Here is a 15828-nt window from a genome sequence, read left to right as displayed (position 1 = left end):
ATAGCGCTAGGCGGCGGAGTATGACAGGGGCCCGCCGCCGGGCCCGGACGGCGCCTCAGGCCGCGGTGAAGCGCATGGAAAGATCGACGGCGCGGACGTCCTTGGTCAATTTGCCCACCGAAATGCGGTCGACCCCGGTTTCCGCAATCGCGCGCACGGTGTCGAAGTCCACGCCGCCGGAGGCTTCCAGCTGGGCGCGGCCGGCGGTCAGCCGCACCGCTTCGCGCATTTGCTCCAGCGACATATTGTCCAGCAGGGCCAGCTTGGCGCCGTGGAGCAGCGCTTCTTCCAGTTGCTCCAGCGTTTCCACTTCGATTTGCAGGCTGACCTCGGCCGGGGCCAGCTGTTGCGCGGCCCGCAGCGCGGCGGCGATGCCGCCGGCGGCCATGATGTGGTTTTCCTTGATCAGGATGCCGTCGAACAAGCCGACGCGCTGATTGTCGCCGCCGCCCGCGGTCACCGCGTATTTCTGCGCCAGCCGCAGGCCGGGCATGGTTTTGCGGGTGTCCAGTATCCGGGCGCGGGTGCCGGCCACGGCGTCTACGTAGCGGCGGGTTTCGCTGGCGACCGCGGACAGGGTTTGCAGGAAGTTCAGCGCGGAGCGCTCCGCGGTCAGCAGCGCGCGGGCCGGGCCGTCGATTTGGCACAGCACGGCGCCGGCGGCGACCTGCTCGCCTTCGGCGGCCAGCCATTCCACCCGGCAGCGGGGATCGACCTGGCGGAAGCATTCGTCGAACCAGGCCTGGCCGCACAGCGTGGCCGCTTCGCGCGCCGTCACCCGCGCCGCGCCGGCGCTGTGTTCGGGAATCAGCAGGGCGGTCCAGTCGCAACGGCCGATGTCTTCGGCCAGGGCGGCGGCGACCTGCTGGGCGATCAGGTGAGGGGCGGGCAAGGCGGGCATGCGGGACTCTCCAAGAAAACGTCATTGTACCCAATGGCGGCGGATTGGTGCGCGTGCTCTGGTATCATTCGAAATGGATATATAAGCCGATAGGTAGGCCATGGATTTGCCCGCATCGTTTTTCCCCGACGCCGCGCTTTGGCTGAGCAACGGCGCGGCTTTGTCCTTGTTGGCGCTGGCGGCGCGGCGGGTGGCCTGGCGCGGCCTGCCCTTGCCGGCCTGCAACGCCTGGATGGGCGCCTGCGTGCTGGCGCTGGCCTTGTGGCTGCTGCGCGGCGGCGTGGCCCCCGGCCTGTCCTTCCATTTGCTGGGCGCCGGCCTGTTCACCTTGATGATGGGGCCGTGGCTGGCCTTGCTGGCGCTGGCGCTTCCCTTGCTGGCATTGGCTGTGAGCGGACAGGCCGATCCGCAGGCGCTGGGTCTGAACTATCTGAGCATGATCGTGCCGCCGGTGGCGCTGTCGGCCGCGGCGCTGCGTTTGAGCCAGCGCGCCTTGCCCAGCAATCTGTTCGTTTACGTCTTCGTCAACGGCTTCCTCGCCGGCGGAGCCGGCATGTTCGCCGCCGGCTTGTCGGGTTTGCTGGCCTTGGGCCTGGCCGGCGCCTATCCCTGGGACCAGTTGTTGGAGGAGACGCTGCCGTTCTATTTTTTACTGTCGTGGTCGGAGGCCTTCACCACCGGCTTGTTGGCGGCGGTGCTGGTGGTTTACCGGCCGGAATGGGTGGCGACCTTCGACGACGGGCGCTATCTGGGACACAGGCGCCGCTCGCCGTGAGCGGGCGGCCTTTTACACGCTAAAGGAGAAACCATGCCCTTCGCTTTATGGAGCATTTTGCTGGCGGCCTTGCTGCCCTTGATCTGGGCCGGGGTGGCCAAGGCCGGTTCGCGAGTGGACAACCACAAGCCTCGGGAGGCGATGGCCCAGGCCAGCGGTTACCGGCTGCGCGCCAATTGGGCGCAGCAGAACGCCTGGGAGGCGTTCCCGACTTTCGCCGCGGCGGTGTTGGTGGCTTGGGGGATGCATGTGCCGCCGGCGTTTCTGGACGCCGCCGCCGCGGTTTTCATCGCGGCGCGGATCGCGCACGGCTTGCTGTATCTGGCCGACCGGGCGGCGCTGCGTTCCCTGTCCTGGTTGATCGGCCTGCTGACGGTGGTGGCGATTTTCTGCAAGGCCGGCGGGGTGTTCTAGCGCGGTTAGGCCTAATCCAGCCAGCCGTTGGCGCGCAGCGCGGCCTGCACCTGGTCCAGGCCCTTGGTGTGGAAGGCCTGCCAGCCGGCGCGGCGGGCGGCGTCCACGCATTCTATATTGTCGTCGAAAAAGGCGATGCGCTGCGGGGCCGCGCCCAGCTCGTCCTGCACATGGCGGTAAACCGCGTCGTCCGGCTTGCGCAGGCCGATCAGGTGGGAGGCGAACAGCCGGTCGAAGCGGTGCAGCAGATCGAATTCGCGTTCGATCTTGCCCCAGTGCAGCGCATTATTGTTGCTGAGCACGGCCAGGCGGTGGCGTTCGCCTAGCCGGGCCAGCATCTCCGCCGCGCCGGGGTAGGCGCCGCGCAGCCAGCTGTCCAGTTGCGCGGTCATGTCCGCCGCGCCGATGTCCAGTCCCAAGTGCTCGGCCATCGCCGCGCTGAAGGCCTCCGGCGTGCAGGCGCCGGTGTCCAGTTCGGCGATCCACGGCGTTTCCATCCAGAAGCGCCGGGCCTGTTCCGGGTCCAGCTTGCCCTGGGAGAGCCGCACCAGCGGATCGATGCCGTTCCAGTCCACCAATACTCCGCCCAGATCGAATACCAGCACATCTACGCTTGAATGCATTGCTTAGCCTTTTGTCTAGGGCGCGAACGGCTCGCGCCTGCAGTTTAGAGAACGATGGGTTCCGGCTCCAGTTCCACGCCGAAGCGTTGACGGACTTCCGCGCGCACCTTGTCGGCCAGCGCGCGCATCTGCTCGCCGCTGGCGGCGCCGTAGTTGACCAGCACCAGGGCCTGGCGCGCGTGCACGCCGGCGTCGCCGTCGCGATGGCCTTTCAGCCCGCACTGATCGATCAGCCAGCCGGCGGCCAGCTTGACCTTGCCGTCGGCGGCCGGGTAGTGCGGCAGCGTCGGATGGCGCGCCAGCAGCGCCTGCGCCTGTTCCGCCGGCAGTACCGGATTTTTGAAGAAGCTGCCGGCGTTGCCCAGCTCGGCCGGGTTGGGCAGTTTGCTCGAGCGGATGCGGATCACCGCGTCGCTGACGTCTTGCGGCGTGGGCGCGGCAATGCCGGCGGCGTCCAGTTCTTGCTGGATGTCGCCGTAGCCGGTGCGCAGCCGCGGCGCGCGCGACAGGCGGAAACGCACGGCGGTGACCAGCAGGTGGCCGGCGGCCTCGTGCTTGAACACGCTGTCGCGATAGCCGAAGCGGCAGTCGGCCTTGCTTAGCGTCAGTTCGGCGCCGCCGCGCTCTAGATCGGCGCAGACGACTTGGTGGATGTGGTCCTTGGCCTCGACGCCGTAGGCGCCGATGTTCTGGATCGGGCTGGCGCCGACGGTGCCGGGAATCAGGCTGAGGTTTTCCAGGCCGTACCAGCCTTGCTCCAGGGTGTGGAGCACGAAATCGTGCCAGTTTTCGCCGGCGGCGGCCTCGACGATCACGTCCTCGCCGCTCTCCTCCAGCAGACGGACGCCGCGCAATTCCAATTTGACCACCAGGCCGGGGTAGTCGCGGGTGAACAGCAGATTGCTGCCGCCGCCCAGCCACAGCACCGGCCCGGCCCGGTAGGCCGGGCTGTCCAGCAGCGCCGGCAGCTCCGAGAGCGCGTCCAGCCGGCAGAAGTCGCGCGCGCGCGCGTCCATGCCGAAGGTGTTCAGCGATTTGAGCGGATGATGGTGGCTGAAGCTCAGGCTCATGGCGCCGGTTCCGTTTGAAGTTGTCGATGCAGGCGTCGGCGGCTTTCGCCGGCCAGGTAGCGGGTCAGGAATAGCGCGGCCACGCTCAGGCTGATCACCAGCGCGGTCCAGAAGCCGAACACGCCCATGGGCTTCTTGCTCAGCCAGTCGGTCAGGCCCAGGGTGATGCCCAGGCCCAGGCCGACGCACCAGAACGACAGGATGTGAATGATCATCGGCACCGTGGTCAGCTTGTAGCCGCGCAGGGCGCCGGAGGCGATGGTCTGGGCGGCGTCGGTCAGCTGGTAGACGGCGGCGAACAGCAGCAGGGTGGAGCCCATCGCGATCACGCGCGGGTCCGGCGTGTACATGCGCATGATGGGCTCGCGGAACAGCAGCACCACCAGCATCGCGCAGAAGGCCATGCTCAGGCCCAGCAGCAGGCCGACGCCGGAGCTGAAGCGCGCGGCGCGGTAGTCGCCGGCGCCGACGTGGTGGCCGACGCGAACCGACATCGCGGTGGCCACGCTCTGCGGCAGCATGTAGATGATGCTGGAAAAATTGAGCACGGACTGGTGAGTGGCCACCACCACGGTGCCCAGTTCGGCGATCAGCAGCGCGATGAAGGAGAACAGGCTGACTTCCACGAAAAAGGACAGGCCGATGGGCACGCCCAGCTTGAGGAAGCCGCGGTACATGCGCCAGTCCGGGCCGCGCAGCCGCTCCAGCAGCCGGAACTGGCGGAAGTTGCGGTGCCAGCTGACATAGGCGAGCAGGGCCAGGCAATTGAACCAGAACACGATGCCGGTGGCCCAGCCGCAGCCGGCGCCGCCCAGCTTGGGCAGGCCGAACAGGCCGTGGATCAGGATGTAGTTGAGCGGAACGTTCAGCGCCAGCGCCAGCAGGCTGACCACCATGATGGCCTTGGGGCGGCCCAGGCTGGACGCGTAGGCGTGCAGCGCGCGGTGGGTCATCGCCGCCGGCATGCCCACGGCGGCGCCGGTGATGAAGAGCATCACCTTGTCGGTCACTTCCGGCGGCAGGTGCAGCCATAGCCGCAGCGCCGGCTCCAGCGCCATCATCATCGCCGCGCCCAAGAGGCCGATCAGCAGGCCGAACCACAGGCCCTGGCGCGCGGTGTCCTTGAATTTGTCGTGCTCGCCGGCGCCCAACTGGTGGGCCAGGATGGGATTGAGCGCGGTGACGATGCCCATCAGCGTGACGTAGAAGGTGATGAAGACGCTGGCGCCCAGAGAGACGGCGGCCAGGTCGTCGGTGCTGACGCGGCCGGCCATCACCGTATCGACGAAGGCGGTGGCCACCTGGGCGATCTGGGCGATCATCATCGGCAAGGCCAGCCGGCTGATTTGACGGGCTTCCAGCAGCACGGCCCCGCGCGGGGCGCGATTGATTTCAAACAGCATGGGAGTAGGGCGGGATGGCACGGAGAACTGGCCATTATACCGGCTGCGGGGCGGGCTTGTCTTTGTCGCGCCATGACAATGGGGCGACATGGCGCGTGCCGGGAACGCAAGGCGCTCCCGGCGGCGCGGGAGACGGGGTCAGAAGCGCGCGGGCGGGTCGCGGCGCAGATCGCAGCTGATCAGCAGCTCGCCGCCGAAGCGGGCGTTGATGCTGAGCGCGTCCAGCAGGGAAATGTCCCGCACGGTCAGTTGTTCGCCGTTGCGGTCCAGGTCATAGCCCAGTTCATGGGCGAAATCCGCCAGCTGCTGCAGGGCGGGGGCGTCGGCCGGCGTGAGCGGAGAGGCGCTCAGGCTGCCGCAAAGGGGGCGAGGTCTTCCCACGGCGTCGAAATTGGCAAAAGAAAAATCGGTATAGCTGTCTTGCAGGCAGTCGTACATGGCGGTTCTCCAGTCGGTTCGGTCGCGGTTCGCGCGCCGGTCCTGGGTATCGCCGGCGACGCTTTAGCAGGATTTTTGGGCGCCCTGCAAGTTGTCATTAACTCGGCGCCAGCCGCGCATGCCCGAAATGGAAACGGGGCGCGGCTCATGCATCGATCCGAAGCGACGGGTCCGCTTAACTGCCTGTACGGGTAAAACAAAACCCGCCTACGACTAAGAGCGCAAGCGGGTTGACCGTTTTAACGCTTTAGCTGGCATTTGTTAAGCGCCCGCAAGCTGTGTCAAATCGGCGCATGAACGTCAGCCTATGCCTTTGGCTTTTGGCTGTCAATCCCCTTGCGGGGCGTCCGCGGGCCAGTCGGCCAGCCAGCCGCGCCAGTGCGGCTCCGGCTGCGCGGCGACGACGGCGCGCAGGCCTTGCCTACAGGCCTGGTGGGCGCCTGAGTCCAGCGCGCCCTCCACCCATTGCTGGCGCAGCCACAGCAGATGGCAGCTGGCGGCCTGGCGCGCATTGTGTTCCGCGAGCGCGCCGACGTCGCCGGCGCGGTACAGTTCCCAGCGCCGCGGGCCGTTGAGCTCGGCCTCGCCGGGCAGGCCGCACAGCCGGGCCAGTTCGCCCTGCGGGGTGGCCAGCTCCGCGTGGCCGCCGCTCAGAATCTCGCTCAGCGAGACCTGGGACGAGCTGTCCGCTCCAGCGCGCAGCTGTTCCGCCAGCGGCAGGCCCAGCGCCAGCGCGCGGTGGCGCAGCACCGGCAGTTCCAGCCGCGCGCCGTCCCAGCTGACCAGCCGCGCCCGGCTGTCGCGCAGCAGGTTCAGCCAGTCCGCCAGCATCGCGGCCTCGTCGCCTGCGTCGGCGGCGAGCCCTTGGACGAGACGGGTTTGCCCATCCTGTTGCAGCACGCCGGCGATGGCGACGACGCGGTGCAAGTGGAAGGGGATGAAGTCGGTGCCGCTCTGGGCGCGACAGCGCTGCAGCACGAAATCGGCGACGTCGGCCTCCCCGATTTCGCCGTCCAGCTGGTAGAGCTGGCGGATGGCGGGCACGTTGGGAATGGTCTGGAGATGAAAGCTGAGAGTAGGGCGCACGGGAGGGGTCTTGTCGGAGTCGGCGAATCGGCAGCGATTGTATGCCTATCGCCGATGGGGGGCAATTGGCGGCCATGGGCGCTTCGATGCGGCGGGATATGGCGGCGAATTGTATTTTCTGCAAAGAATAGGGATATAATCGCCGGCTTGACTACCTACTAGTCTTGCGAATCCTGGCATTCCAAGTCGACTATCTTCTCATAATGATCCGCAAGTTTATCCGTAAAGTACTGGACCTGCCCGCCGGCATGGGCAAGCGCCGCACCAAGGCGCGCGTGATTCCTCTGCCGCAACACGGCATCCGCCGAGACCAGCTCAGCTCCGCTGCGCTGAAAGTCACCACCCGACTGCAGGAGGCCGGTTTCGCCGCCTATGTGGTGGGCGGAGCCGTGCGCGACTTGATGTTGGGCGTGTCGCCGAAGGATTTCGACGTCGCCACCAACGCGACGCCTGAGGAAGTGCACCGGGTGTTCCGCCGCTCCCGCATCATCGGCCGGCGTTTCCGCATCGTCCACGTGATGATGGGACCGGAAACCATCGAGGTGACCACTTTCCGCGGCGGTTCGGTGGACGACACCAATGAAACCGGCCGCATCATGGCCGACAACAGCTTCGGCAGCCAGGAAGAGGACGCGCACCGCCGCGACTTCACCGTCAACGCGTTGTTCTACGATCCGTCCGACGAAACCGTCATCGACTATCACCACGGCGTCAAGGACTTGCGCGCCCGCAAGCTGGTGATGATAGGCCAGCCGGCGCGCCGTTATCAGGAAGACCCGGTGCGCATGCTGCGCGCGGTGCGCCTGGCGGCCAAGCTGGGCTTCGATATCGACGAGGCCACCCGCAAGCCGATCCGCACCCACGCCCATCTGCTGAAGAAAGAGCCGCCGGCGCGCCTGTTCGACGAAATGCTCAAGCTGCTGATGTCCGGCCAAGCCTACGGCTGCCTGAAAAAGCTGCGCGAGGAAGGCATGGCGCGCGGCGTGTTCCCGCTGCTGGACGCGGTGCTGGACGATAAGGGCGACGACCTGTTCTTGAAGCTGGGCCTGGAAAGCACCGATCAGCGCATCCGCGCCGACAAGCCGGTGTCGGTGGGCTTCCTGCTGGCCACCCTGTTGTGGAAGCAGGTGCATCAGCGCTGGCAGAAGCGCCTGAACGCCGGCGACCGCGCGGTGTACGCGCTGGCGCAGGCGATTGCCGATGTGGAGTCCGAGCAGGACAACGATTTCGCCATTCCGCGCCGTTTCAGCGTGACCATGCGCGAAATCTGGATGCTGCAGTCGCGTTTCGACAGCCGCAGCGGTCAGCGCGCTTATCGCTTCCTGGAGCAGCCGCGCTTCCGCGCCGCTTACGATTTCTTCGCCCTGCGCGGAGAAGCCGGCGAGGTGGACATGAAGCTGGTGTCCTGGTGGAATGACTTCCAGCGCGCCGACGAGGACGAACGCGAGCAGCTGCTGGACATCGCCAAAGCCAGCGGCGAGCCGGACCCGGCCAAGAAACGCCGCCGCCGCCGCCCCGCCAATCGTCGCAAAGCCGCGGACGAGCCGGGCGGAGAGGCCTAAGTGGCGCAGGCCTTCATCGCGCTGGGCAGCAATCTCGAGCAGCCGGCGGCGCAGATCCGCGCCGCGCTGGCCGCGATCGCCGCCTTGCCCGACACCGCGCTGACCCGGCAGTCCGCCCTGTACCGCACCGCGCCGGTGGGCTATGCCGATCAGCCGGACTTCATCAATGCCGTGGCGGAAGTGGACACCGCGCTGGCGCCGCGCGAATTATTGCGCCGGCTGCTGGCGATAGAGGCCGAGTTCGGCCGGGTGCGCACCTTCCGCAACGCGCCGCGGGTGCTGGATCTGGATCTGCTGTATTACAGCGGCGTCGCCCTGAGCGACCAAGACCTGACCCTGCCGCATCCGCGCATGCATCTGCGCGGCTTCGTCATGATCCCGCTGGCGGAGATCGCTCCCGATCTGGCGCTGCCGGCGCTGGGCACGGCCGGCGAACTGGCCGCAGGGCTGGCCGATCAGGGCGTGGAGCGCCTCAAAACAACTAGCTAATAAGGAAGCGAGCGATGAGTCAATTGCGTTATGTCGTGGTCGAAGGGCCGATCGGCGCGGGCAAATCCTCTCTGGCGCGCCGACTGTCGGAATACTGGGGCGTGCGCCTGCTGGCGGAAGATCCCGCCGCCAACCCCTTCCTGCCGCGCTTCTACCGCAACTTGCCGGCCCACGGCCTGTCCACCCAGCTGTCCTTCATGCTGCAACGCGCCGAGATGGCCAAGAGCATGCTGGACGGCGAACTGCTGGCCAGCCCGTTGGTGTCGGACTTCCTGTTCGAAAAAGACGCGCTGTTCGCCAAGATCAATCTGGACGAGGCCGAGCTGGCGCTGTACAAGCGCCTGGCGGGGCTGGCGATGCCCGAGCATCCGGTGCCGGATCTGGTGATTTATCTGCAGGCTTCCGAAGAGAACCTGCTGAGCCGGGTGGCCGCGCGGGCGGCGGAGTACGAAGTCAATTTCCCAGAAGGCTATCTGAAGCGCGTGCATCAGGCCTATAGCGAGTTTTTCCATCAGTACGAGGCCGCGCCATTGCTGATCGTCAATACCGATCATCTGAATCTGGTCGACGGCGACGAGGACTTCGAACTGCTGATCCGCTGCATCAGCGAGGCGCGAGGCCAGCGCAACTATTTCAACAAGAGCGTCTGAGCCGCCGAGCGCTCAGAGCCGGTTTGCGATGATGCGAGCCAGGACGGGTGACGGCCTTGCGGCCGAGACGGCGGAAGGGCCCAGCCCCGTCCGCGCGTTTCGACGCCGCGCTCGCCGCGCGACCTTCCTGAGGCGCAGCAGATCGTAAGCGGGTTCTAGGCGTCCCGCCGGTCGATACGGACGACTGAAACGAGGAAGAACGGGCATGAAAATTACCGTCAACACCCTGCAGAAAATGGCGCAGGAAGGGCAGAAGATCGCCATGCTGACCTGTTACGACGCCAGCTTCGCCGCCTTGCTGGAACAGGCCGGCGTGGAAATTCTGCTGGTGGGGGATTCGTTGGGCATGGTGGTGCAGGGCATAGATTCCACGCTGCCGGTGGCCGAGGAGGAAATGCTCTATCACGTGCGTTGCGTGGCGCGGGGCGCCAAGCAGGCGATGGTGCTGGGCGACATGACGTTCGGCGCCTATCAGGAAAGTCCGCAGCAGGCGTTCGCCCACGCCGCCCGCATCATCCAGGCCGGCGCGCATATGGTGAAGCTGGAGGGCGGCGCCTATATGGCCGACACCACCCGCTTCCTGGTGGAGCGCGGCGTGCCGGTGTGCGCCCACATCGGCCTGACGCCGCAGTTCGTCAACACCTTCGGCGGCTATCGGGTGCAGGGCAAGAGCGAGGAAGACGCGCGCCGCATCGTCAACGACGCCAAGGCGCACGCCGAGGCCGGCGCCAGCCTGGTGCTGATGGAGTGCGTGCCGGCCGAGCTGGCGCGCGAGATCACTGAGTCGATTTCCGTGCCCACCATAGGCATAGGCGCCGGCGTCGACGTGTCCGGCCAGGTGCTGGTGCTGCACGACATGCTGGGCGTGTATCCGGGCAAGAAGGCGCGCTTCGTCAAGGACTTCATGAACCAGGCGGGCAGCATCCAGGGCGCGGTGCAGGCCTATGTGCAGGCGGTGAAGGACAAGTCCTTCCCGGCGGCGGAACATACTTTCTGATCGGCCCGGTCCAGGACATCAAGCAATGGAAATCATTCGTACCGTGGCGCAGATGCGCGCCTGGCGTCGCCAGGCGGGCAAGCTCGCCTTCGTGCCCACCATGGGCAATCTGCATGCCGGCCATCTGGCCCTGGTCAAGGCGGCGCGCGAGCGCGCCGACAAAGTGGCGGTCAGCATCTTCGTCAATCGGCTGCAGTTCGGCCAGGGCGAAGACTTCGGCGCCTATCCGCGCACCTTCGACGCCGATTGCGACAAGCTGCGCGCCGCCGGCGTGGACGCCTTGTTCTTCCCCGAGGAGCAGGAGCTGTATCCGCGCGTGCGCCAGGACTTCAACGTGGAGCCGCCGAATATCCAGAACGAGCTGTGCGGCGCCTTCCGTCCCGGCCACTTCCGCGGCGTCGCCACCGTGGTGACCAAGTTGTTCAACATCGTGCAGCCGGACCTGGCCTGTTTCGGCAAGAAGGATTTCCAGCAGCTGCACGTGATCCGCGCGATGGTGGAGGATTTGAACTCGCCGATCGAGATTGTGCCGGTGGACACCGGCCGCGCCGACGACGGCCTGGCGCTGTCCTCGCGCAACGGCTATCTGAGCGCGGAAGAGCGCGCCGAGGCGCCGCGCCTGTATCGCAATCTGACGCAGGTGCGGCAGCGGCTGCAGGACGGCGACAATGATTACGCGGCGCTGGAGCAGGGCGCGCGCGACGATCTAGCCCAAGCCGGCTGGACCGTGGATTACGTGGAAATTCGCCAGGCCGACACCCTGGCGGTGGCGCACGCCGGCGAAAAACGCCTGGTGGTGCTGGCGGCCGCCCGACTGGGGCGCACCCGCCTGATCGACAACATCGAAGTGTTCCGCTGATCAGCGGACGAAGGATGCAATCATGCAGCGCAATATGCTCAAATCCAAGCTTCACCGGGTAACCACAACGCACAGCGAGTTGCACTATATCGGCTCCTGCGCCATCGACGAGAACCTGCTGGAAGCGGCCGACATTCTGGAATATGAAGAAGTGCAGATCTGGAACGTCACCAACGGCGAGCGCTTCGCCACTTACGCGATCAAGGCCGAGCGCGGCTCCGGCACCATCTCGGTCAACGGCTCCGCCGCGCGCCGCGCCGCGCCGGGGGATTTGCTGATCATCGCGTCTTTCGCCCAGTACGAGGCCGCCGAGCTGAAGGATCACCAGCCCAAGCTGGTGTTCGTGGACGCCGGCAACCAGATGACCGAGGTCAAGGGCGCGACCCCGACGCAGGCGGCCTGATCCGCTTCCGGTTTCGCCAGCCAGCGGCCGCCTTAGGGCGGCCGTTGTTTTTTTGTTGCAGCACAGCATCCATTCCGGGGCCGGAGCCGGTTTATTTCGGCTTGGCGCTTGGCGCTGGCGCGGGCGGTGAATCATATTTAAAAAGCGGCGTTGTCTGGCTGCCGGCTTGAGCCGGCCCGGCAACCGCTTCCTGATCCATCGTCAATCCAGCAGCGAGGGAGGCATCATGAGCGCAGGCCAGAATCTGACCGGGGGCTGCTTATGCGGCGCAGTGCGTTACCGTTTGCGCGCCGAGCCTTACGATGTGGTGCATTGCCATTGCAAAAGCTGTCGTCGCGCCAGCGGCGCGGCCTTCGTCACCTGGTTCACCGTACGCGTGGCCGATCTGGACTGGCGCGGGGAAAAGCCGGTGCTGTATCACTCCTCGGCCGCGGTCAGCCGCGGTTTCTGCCCGCATTGCGGCTCCACCCTGACGTATCGCCATGAGTCGGACCCGGAGGAGCTCGACATCACCGTGTCCTCGCTGGACCACCCGGAGCGGGTGGCGCCGGCCGGCCATATCTGGTGGGAGCAGCACCTGCCCTGGGGCAGCCCCGCCGCGCAACAGGAATTGCCCGTCTATCAACGCAGCGAGGCCTGAGGCGCGGTCACTTGGTTTGATGCAGCGCGCCGGGGGAGACCACCACGCCGTCTTCGTCGGCGTACAGCCAGTGGCCGGGGCTGAAACGCGTCTGGCCGAACTCCACGCTCAGATTGCGCTGGCCTTCGCCGCGCTTCACCGATTTGCGCGGGTGGGTGCCCAGCGCGCGTATGCCCAGCGCCAGCTTGTTCAGGGCGGCGGAGTCGCGGATGCAGCCGTTGATCACCACGCCGGCCCAGCCGTTGGCCACCGCCAGCACGCCCAATTGGTCGCCCAGCAGCGCGCAGCGCAGCGAGCCGCCGCCGTCCACCACCAAGACCTTGCCGGCGCCGTGCTGACTCAGCGCCTCCCGTACCAGGCTATTGTCCTCGAACAGCTTCAGGGTTTCGATGCGGCCGAAAAATCGGGCCTGGCCGCCGTAGCGTTGCAGCGAGGGCGTCAATACCTGCAATTGTTCGTCGAACTGATCGCATAGATCGGCGGTGTGAAAGTCCATGGCGGCTCTCCTGTGGCGGACGCGAAAGCTCAATCCTAACAGCGCGGGCGGTATGCCATCAAAATGAAAAAGCCGCCTGACGGCGGCTTTGGGCAATGCGGGTCGAGACGACGCTTATTCCAGCCGCAAGGGCACGAACAACACGGCCTCGTTGCGGCGCACCAACAAGGCGATATGGCCCTTGGTGCTGGCCAGCGCTTTTTCGAAGTTGGCGATGGTGGAGACTTCCACCTGGTTCAAGCCCAGGATCACGTCGCCGGCCTGCAGGCCGGAACGAGCGGCCGGACCTTGCGCCTTCTGGATCAGCAGGCCGCCGCGCACGCCCAGCTCCGAGCGCTGGTTCGGCGTCAGCTCGCTGAGCGTCAGACCCAGTTTGCCGAACTGGAAGCCTTGCGGCGAGCTTTCTTCCTGAGACTGCTGCGCGCTCGGCGCTTCCTGCGCCAGTTCCGCCAGCGTGGCTTCCAGATCCTTTTCCACGCCCTTGCGCCACACCGTCAGCTTGATCTTGGTGCCCGGCTGCAGCGAGCCGACCAGCACCGGCAGATCCTTGGAGCTTTCTATGGACTTGCCGTCCAGTTTCAGGATGATGTCGCCGGCCTGCAGGCCGGCGCGAGCGGCCGGTCCCTTGGGATCGACGCGCACCACCAGCGCGCCGCTGGGGCGCGGCAGACCGAAGGACTGCGCCAGCTCCTGAGTCACTTCCTGGATATTGATGCCCAGCTGGCCGCGGCTGACCTTGCCCTTGGCCTTGAGCTGGTCGACCACGCTCATCGCCAAATCGATGGGGATGGCGAAGGAGATGCCCATGAAGCCGCCGGAACGGCTGTAGATCTGCGAGTTGATGCCCACCACTTCGCCGCGCAGATTGAACAGCGGACCGCCGGAGTTGCCGGGGTTGATCGCCACGTCGGTCTGGATGAAGGGGACGAAGTTTTCGTCCGGCAGGCTGCGGCCCTTGGCCGAGACGATGCCGGCGGTGACGGTGTTGTCGAAGCCGAAGGGCGCGCCGATGGCGGCCACCCATTCTCCGACTTTCAAGTCCGCCGGGCTGCCGATCTTGACCACCGGCAGATCCGCCGCCGCCACTTTCAGCAGCGCCACGTCGGTGCGCTTGTCCACGCCGACCAGCTTGGCGCGCAGTTCGCGCTTGTCGGTCAGCATCACCTTGACCTGCTGGCTGTCCGCCACCACATGGGCGTTGGTCAGGATGTAGCCGTCGGCGCTGATGATGAAGCCGGAGCCGAAGGAGACGCTTTCTTCCTGCGGCTGTTCGCGCTGAGGCGGATGATTGGGGATGAAGCGGCGGAAGAAGTCGTACAGCGGATCGTCTTCCGGCACCGGAATCGGCAGATTGCTGGGTTGGGAGGCCCCGCTGTCTTCGCGGCTGGCCTGGATATTCACCACCGCCGGTCCGTCGCGGCTGACCAATTGAGTGAAGTCCGGCAGCAACATGGCGACGCGGCCATCCTGTTGCGCGGGAATGGCGACCGGCGCGGGCTGGGAGTTGCCTTTGAAGAAGCGCTCGACCTTGTCGCAGCCGGACAGCAACGAGGCTGCGAGCAAGGCGCCAACCAGGGTGCGCAGATACGTTGTCACAGGCTATCCTTTTAGGTTGATGTCTATGCGGAAAATAAGGGCGGAACCGGAGTTTTTCCAGTATTTGATTCAGTTGTCTTTAATCATAACGGTTTTTGCCGGATATTCGCAGAGGTCGGCAATGACGCAGCGCTCGCATTCCGGTTTTCTGGCTTTGCAGACATAGCGTCCGAGCAGGATCAGCCAGTGATGCGCATCGACTTTGAATTCGTCAGGGATGTATTTTACCAGTTTATCCTCGACTTCTCGCACGTCTTTGCCGGGCGCGATCCGGGTGCGGTTGGACACCCGGAAAATATGGGTGTCCACCGCGATGGTGGGCTGGCCGAAGGCGGTGTTCAGCACCACATTGGCCGTTTTGCGGCCGACGCCGGGCAGCGCCTCCAGCGCCTCGCGGGTTTGCGGCACCTCGCCGCCGTGCTTTTCCAGCAGCAGGTGACAGGTGGCGATCACGTTCCTGGCCTTGGTCTTGTACAAGCCTATGGTCTTGATGAAGTTGGCCAGCGATTCCTCGCCCAGCGCCAGCATGGCCGCCGGCGTATTGGCCACCGGATAGAGCCGGCGCGTGGCCTTGTTGACGCCGACGTCGGTGGCCTGAGCCGACAGCAGCACCGAGATCAGCAGTTCGAACGGGCTGCTGTATTCCAGCTCGGTGGTGGGATGCGGATTGGCGTCGCGCAGGCGGGTGAAGATTTCTTTGCGTTTGACGGCGTTCACGGCTTGTCCTTGTCTGCTTGTTCGCGGGCGGCGCGCATGGCGGCGGCGCGCTCCATCGCCTTGCGGATCAATTCGTTCTTGTCGGCCGCCGGCGCGGGCGCGGCGGAAACGGTCGGCGCGGCGGCGGGGGAGGCCGGCGCCGCGTTCACCGCCGCGCGCTCGGCCAGGCGTCTGGCCTTGTCCGCCTGATCGCGCGCCTTGCGCGCCTGCCGCCGTTCATAACGGACGCGGGCCTGGGCGGCGCGGGCCATGAGTCGCTCGCGCTCGCCGTCGGCCGGGTCGGCCACCGGCTCCAGGTCGATGCAGTCCACCGGACAGGGCGCCAGGCACAGTTCGCAGCCGGTGCACTCGGCGGCGATGACGGTGTGCATCTGCTTGGCGGCGCCGACGATGGCGTCCACCGGACAGGCCTGGATGCACAGGGTACAGCCGATGCAGCTGTCTTCGCGTATCACGGCCAGCGCGCGCGGCTTGGGCTGCGGGCCGTCGGCGGCGAAGGGAATGATGTCCCGGCCCAGCAGTTCCGCCAGCGCCCGGATGCCGTCGTCGCCGCCCGGCGGGCAGCGGTTGATCGGATCGCGGCCTTCCGCCAGCGCCTCCGCATACGGGCGGCAGCCGGCGTGGCTGCATTGTCCGCACTGGGTCTGGGGCAGTAGGGCGTCTATCCTTTCGACGAGTGTGATCACGGGCATGCTGTGGGATTCCGCTT

The 15828-nt window shown here is 66.3% G+C and carries 19 protein-coding genes; 9 read left to right on the top strand and 10 right to left on the bottom strand.

From position 1 onward, the window contains the following. Positions 1-55: 55 nt before the first annotated feature. Positions 56-901, bottom strand: a complete 846-nt coding sequence (gene nadC, locus QUG03_RS12775) for a carboxylating nicotinate-nucleotide diphosphorylase (protein WP_235089409.1) — start codon at positions 899-901, stop codon at positions 56-58. A gap of 100 nt (positions 902-1001) precedes the next feature. Here nadC and QUG03_RS12770 point away from each other — a divergent pair, with 100 nt between their 5' ends. Then, entirely contained in the window at positions 1002-1676 is a 675-nt protein-coding gene (locus tag QUG03_RS12770; RefSeq protein WP_500820152.1) for an energy-coupling factor ABC transporter permease, read from the top strand. 33 nt (positions 1677-1709) lie between these two features. Beyond that, positions 1710-2090, top strand: coding sequence for an MAPEG family protein (locus QUG03_RS12765; protein WP_107800231.1), 381 nt, complete (start codon positions 1710-1712; stop codon positions 2088-2090). Between the two features lie 11 nt (positions 2091-2101). Here the strand turns inward: QUG03_RS12765 and QUG03_RS12760 are convergent, their stop codons facing one another. From QUG03_RS12760 to QUG03_RS12740, 5 genes are all read right to left on the bottom strand, one after another. Further along, on the bottom strand, positions 2102-2713 hold the full coding sequence (locus QUG03_RS12760; protein ID WP_107800230.1) for an HAD family hydrolase: 612 nt from the start codon (positions 2711-2713) through the stop codon (positions 2102-2104). 44 nt (positions 2714-2757) lie between these two features. Then, positions 2758-3783, bottom strand: coding sequence for a UDP-N-acetylmuramate dehydrogenase (gene murB, locus QUG03_RS12755; RefSeq protein WP_500820151.1), 1026 nt, complete (start codon positions 3781-3783; stop codon positions 2758-2760). Continuing rightward, positions 3780-5186, bottom strand: coding sequence for an MATE family efflux transporter (locus QUG03_RS12750; protein WP_235089406.1), 1407 nt, complete (start codon positions 5184-5186; stop codon positions 3780-3782). Before QUG03_RS12750 ends, murB begins: the two co-directional genes overlap by 4 nt. A 138-nt stretch (positions 5187-5324) precedes the next feature. Beyond that, positions 5325-5624 (bottom strand): hypothetical protein, encoded by a 300-nt coding sequence (locus QUG03_RS12745; protein ID WP_107800227.1) that lies wholly within the window; start codon positions 5622-5624, stop codon positions 5325-5327. A 327-nt stretch (positions 5625-5951) separates the two neighbouring features. Continuing rightward, positions 5952-6710: a hypothetical protein gene (locus QUG03_RS12740; RefSeq protein ID WP_500820150.1), complete on the bottom strand. Its 759-nt coding sequence runs from the start codon at positions 6708-6710 to the stop codon at positions 5952-5954. A gap of 203 nt (positions 6711-6913) precedes the next feature. Between QUG03_RS12740 and pcnB the strand changes: the two genes are divergently transcribed. The 7 genes from pcnB to QUG03_RS12705 all read left to right on the top strand — a co-directional run bounded on the left by pcnB (position 6914) and on the right by QUG03_RS12705 (position 12310). Then, a complete protein-coding gene (gene pcnB, locus QUG03_RS12735; protein WP_107800225.1) occupies positions 6914-8272 on the top strand; it encodes a polynucleotide adenylyltransferase PcnB in 1359 nt (452 codons plus the stop codon). After that, positions 8273-8761, top strand: a complete 489-nt coding sequence (gene folK / locus QUG03_RS12730) for a 2-amino-4-hydroxy-6-hydroxymethyldihydropteridine diphosphokinase (RefSeq protein WP_107800224.1) — start codon at positions 8273-8275, stop codon at positions 8759-8761. Between the two features lie 14 nt (positions 8762-8775). After that, positions 8776-9411: a deoxynucleoside kinase gene (locus QUG03_RS12725; RefSeq protein ID WP_081545536.1), complete on the top strand. Its 636-nt coding sequence runs from the start codon at positions 8776-8778 to the stop codon at positions 9409-9411. Positions 9412-9616: 205 nt separating this feature from the next. Further along, positions 9617-10408 carry a 3-methyl-2-oxobutanoate hydroxymethyltransferase gene (gene panB / locus QUG03_RS12720; RefSeq protein WP_107800223.1) on the top strand — a complete coding sequence of 264 codons (792 nt, stop codon included), beginning with the start codon at positions 9617-9619 and terminating at the stop codon, positions 10406-10408. Positions 10409-10433: 25 nt separating this feature from the next. Next, entirely contained in the window at positions 10434-11267 is an 834-nt protein-coding gene (gene panC, locus QUG03_RS12715; protein ID WP_227107637.1) for a pantoate--beta-alanine ligase, read from the top strand. Positions 11268-11289: 22 nt separating this feature from the next. Further along, positions 11290-11670, top strand: a complete 381-nt coding sequence (gene panD / locus QUG03_RS12710; RefSeq protein WP_107800221.1) for an aspartate 1-decarboxylase — start codon at positions 11290-11292, stop codon at positions 11668-11670. 226 nt (positions 11671-11896) lie between these two features. After that, entirely contained in the window at positions 11897-12310 is a 414-nt protein-coding gene (locus QUG03_RS12705) for a GFA family protein (RefSeq protein ID WP_107801915.1), read from the top strand. A gap of 7 nt (positions 12311-12317) precedes the next feature. Here the strand turns inward: QUG03_RS12705 and rraA are convergent, their stop codons facing one another. The 4 genes from rraA to rsxB form a co-directional block, all read right to left on the bottom strand. Further along, the gene (gene rraA, locus QUG03_RS12700) at positions 12318-12806 is read right to left on the bottom strand and encodes a ribonuclease E activity regulator RraA (protein WP_227107638.1); all 489 of its coding nucleotides are present in this window, start codon (positions 12804-12806) and stop codon (positions 12318-12320) included. 114 nt (positions 12807-12920) lie between these two features. After that, on the bottom strand, positions 12921-14402 hold the full coding sequence (locus tag QUG03_RS12695; RefSeq protein ID WP_500820149.1) for a DegQ family serine endoprotease: 1482 nt from the start codon (positions 14400-14402) through the stop codon (positions 12921-12923). A 69-nt stretch (positions 14403-14471) separates the two neighbouring features. After that, entirely contained in the window at positions 14472-15119 is a 648-nt protein-coding gene (nth, locus tag QUG03_RS12690) for an endonuclease III (protein WP_048413849.1), read from the bottom strand. Beyond that, positions 15116-15811, bottom strand: a complete 696-nt coding sequence (gene rsxB / locus QUG03_RS12685) for an electron transport complex subunit RsxB (protein ID WP_235089400.1) — start codon at positions 15809-15811, stop codon at positions 15116-15118. The genes nth and rsxB overlap by 4 nt, the downstream gene beginning before the upstream one ends. Positions 15812-15828: the final 17 nt, after the last annotated feature.

This window comes from Chromobacterium sp. CCUG 30098 (assembly GCF_059916605.1).
This window is presented reverse-complemented; position numbering and strand designations above follow the sequence as displayed.

Coding starts and splice junctions, on each gene's coding strand:
- rsxB (WP_235089400.1), bottom strand. CDS start 15,811: ATGCCCGTGATCACACTCGTCGAAAGGATAGACGCCCTACTGCCCCAG.
- QUG03_RS12750 (WP_235089406.1), bottom strand. CDS start 5,186: ATGCTGTTTGAAATCAATCGCGCCCCGCGCGGGGCCGTGCTGCTGGAA.
- panC (WP_227107637.1), top strand. CDS start 10,434: ATGGAAATCATTCGTACCGTGGCGCAGATGCGCGCCTGGCGTCGCCAG.
- murB (WP_500820151.1), bottom strand. CDS start 3,783: ATGAGCCTGAGCTTCAGCCACCATCATCCGCTCAAATCGCTGAACACC.
- QUG03_RS12765 (WP_107800231.1), top strand. CDS start 1,710: ATGCCCTTCGCTTTATGGAGCATTTTGCTGGCGGCCTTGCTGCCCTTG.
- QUG03_RS12745 (WP_107800227.1), bottom strand. CDS start 5,624: ATGTACGACTGCCTGCAAGACAGCTATACCGATTTTTCTTTTGCCAAT.
- rraA (WP_227107638.1), bottom strand. CDS start 12,806: ATGGACTTTCACACCGCCGATCTATGCGATCAGTTCGACGAACAATTG.
- QUG03_RS12705 (WP_107801915.1), top strand. CDS start 11,897: ATGAGCGCAGGCCAGAATCTGACCGGGGGCTGCTTATGCGGCGCAGTG.
- panD (WP_107800221.1), top strand. CDS start 11,290: ATGCAGCGCAATATGCTCAAATCCAAGCTTCACCGGGTAACCACAACG.
- QUG03_RS12725 (WP_081545536.1), top strand. CDS start 8,776: ATGAGTCAATTGCGTTATGTCGTGGTCGAAGGGCCGATCGGCGCGGGC.
- QUG03_RS12760 (WP_107800230.1), bottom strand. CDS start 2,713: ATGCATTCAAGCGTAGATGTGCTGGTATTCGATCTGGGCGGAGTATTG.
- panB (WP_107800223.1), top strand. CDS start 9,617: ATGAAAATTACCGTCAACACCCTGCAGAAAATGGCGCAGGAAGGGCAG.
- nadC (WP_235089409.1), bottom strand. CDS start 901: ATGCCCGCCTTGCCCGCCCCTCACCTGATCGCCCAGCAGGTCGCCGCC.
- pcnB (WP_107800225.1), top strand. CDS start 6,914: ATGATCCGCAAGTTTATCCGTAAAGTACTGGACCTGCCCGCCGGCATG.
- QUG03_RS12770 (WP_500820152.1), top strand. CDS start 1,002: ATGGATTTGCCCGCATCGTTTTTCCCCGACGCCGCGCTTTGGCTGAGC.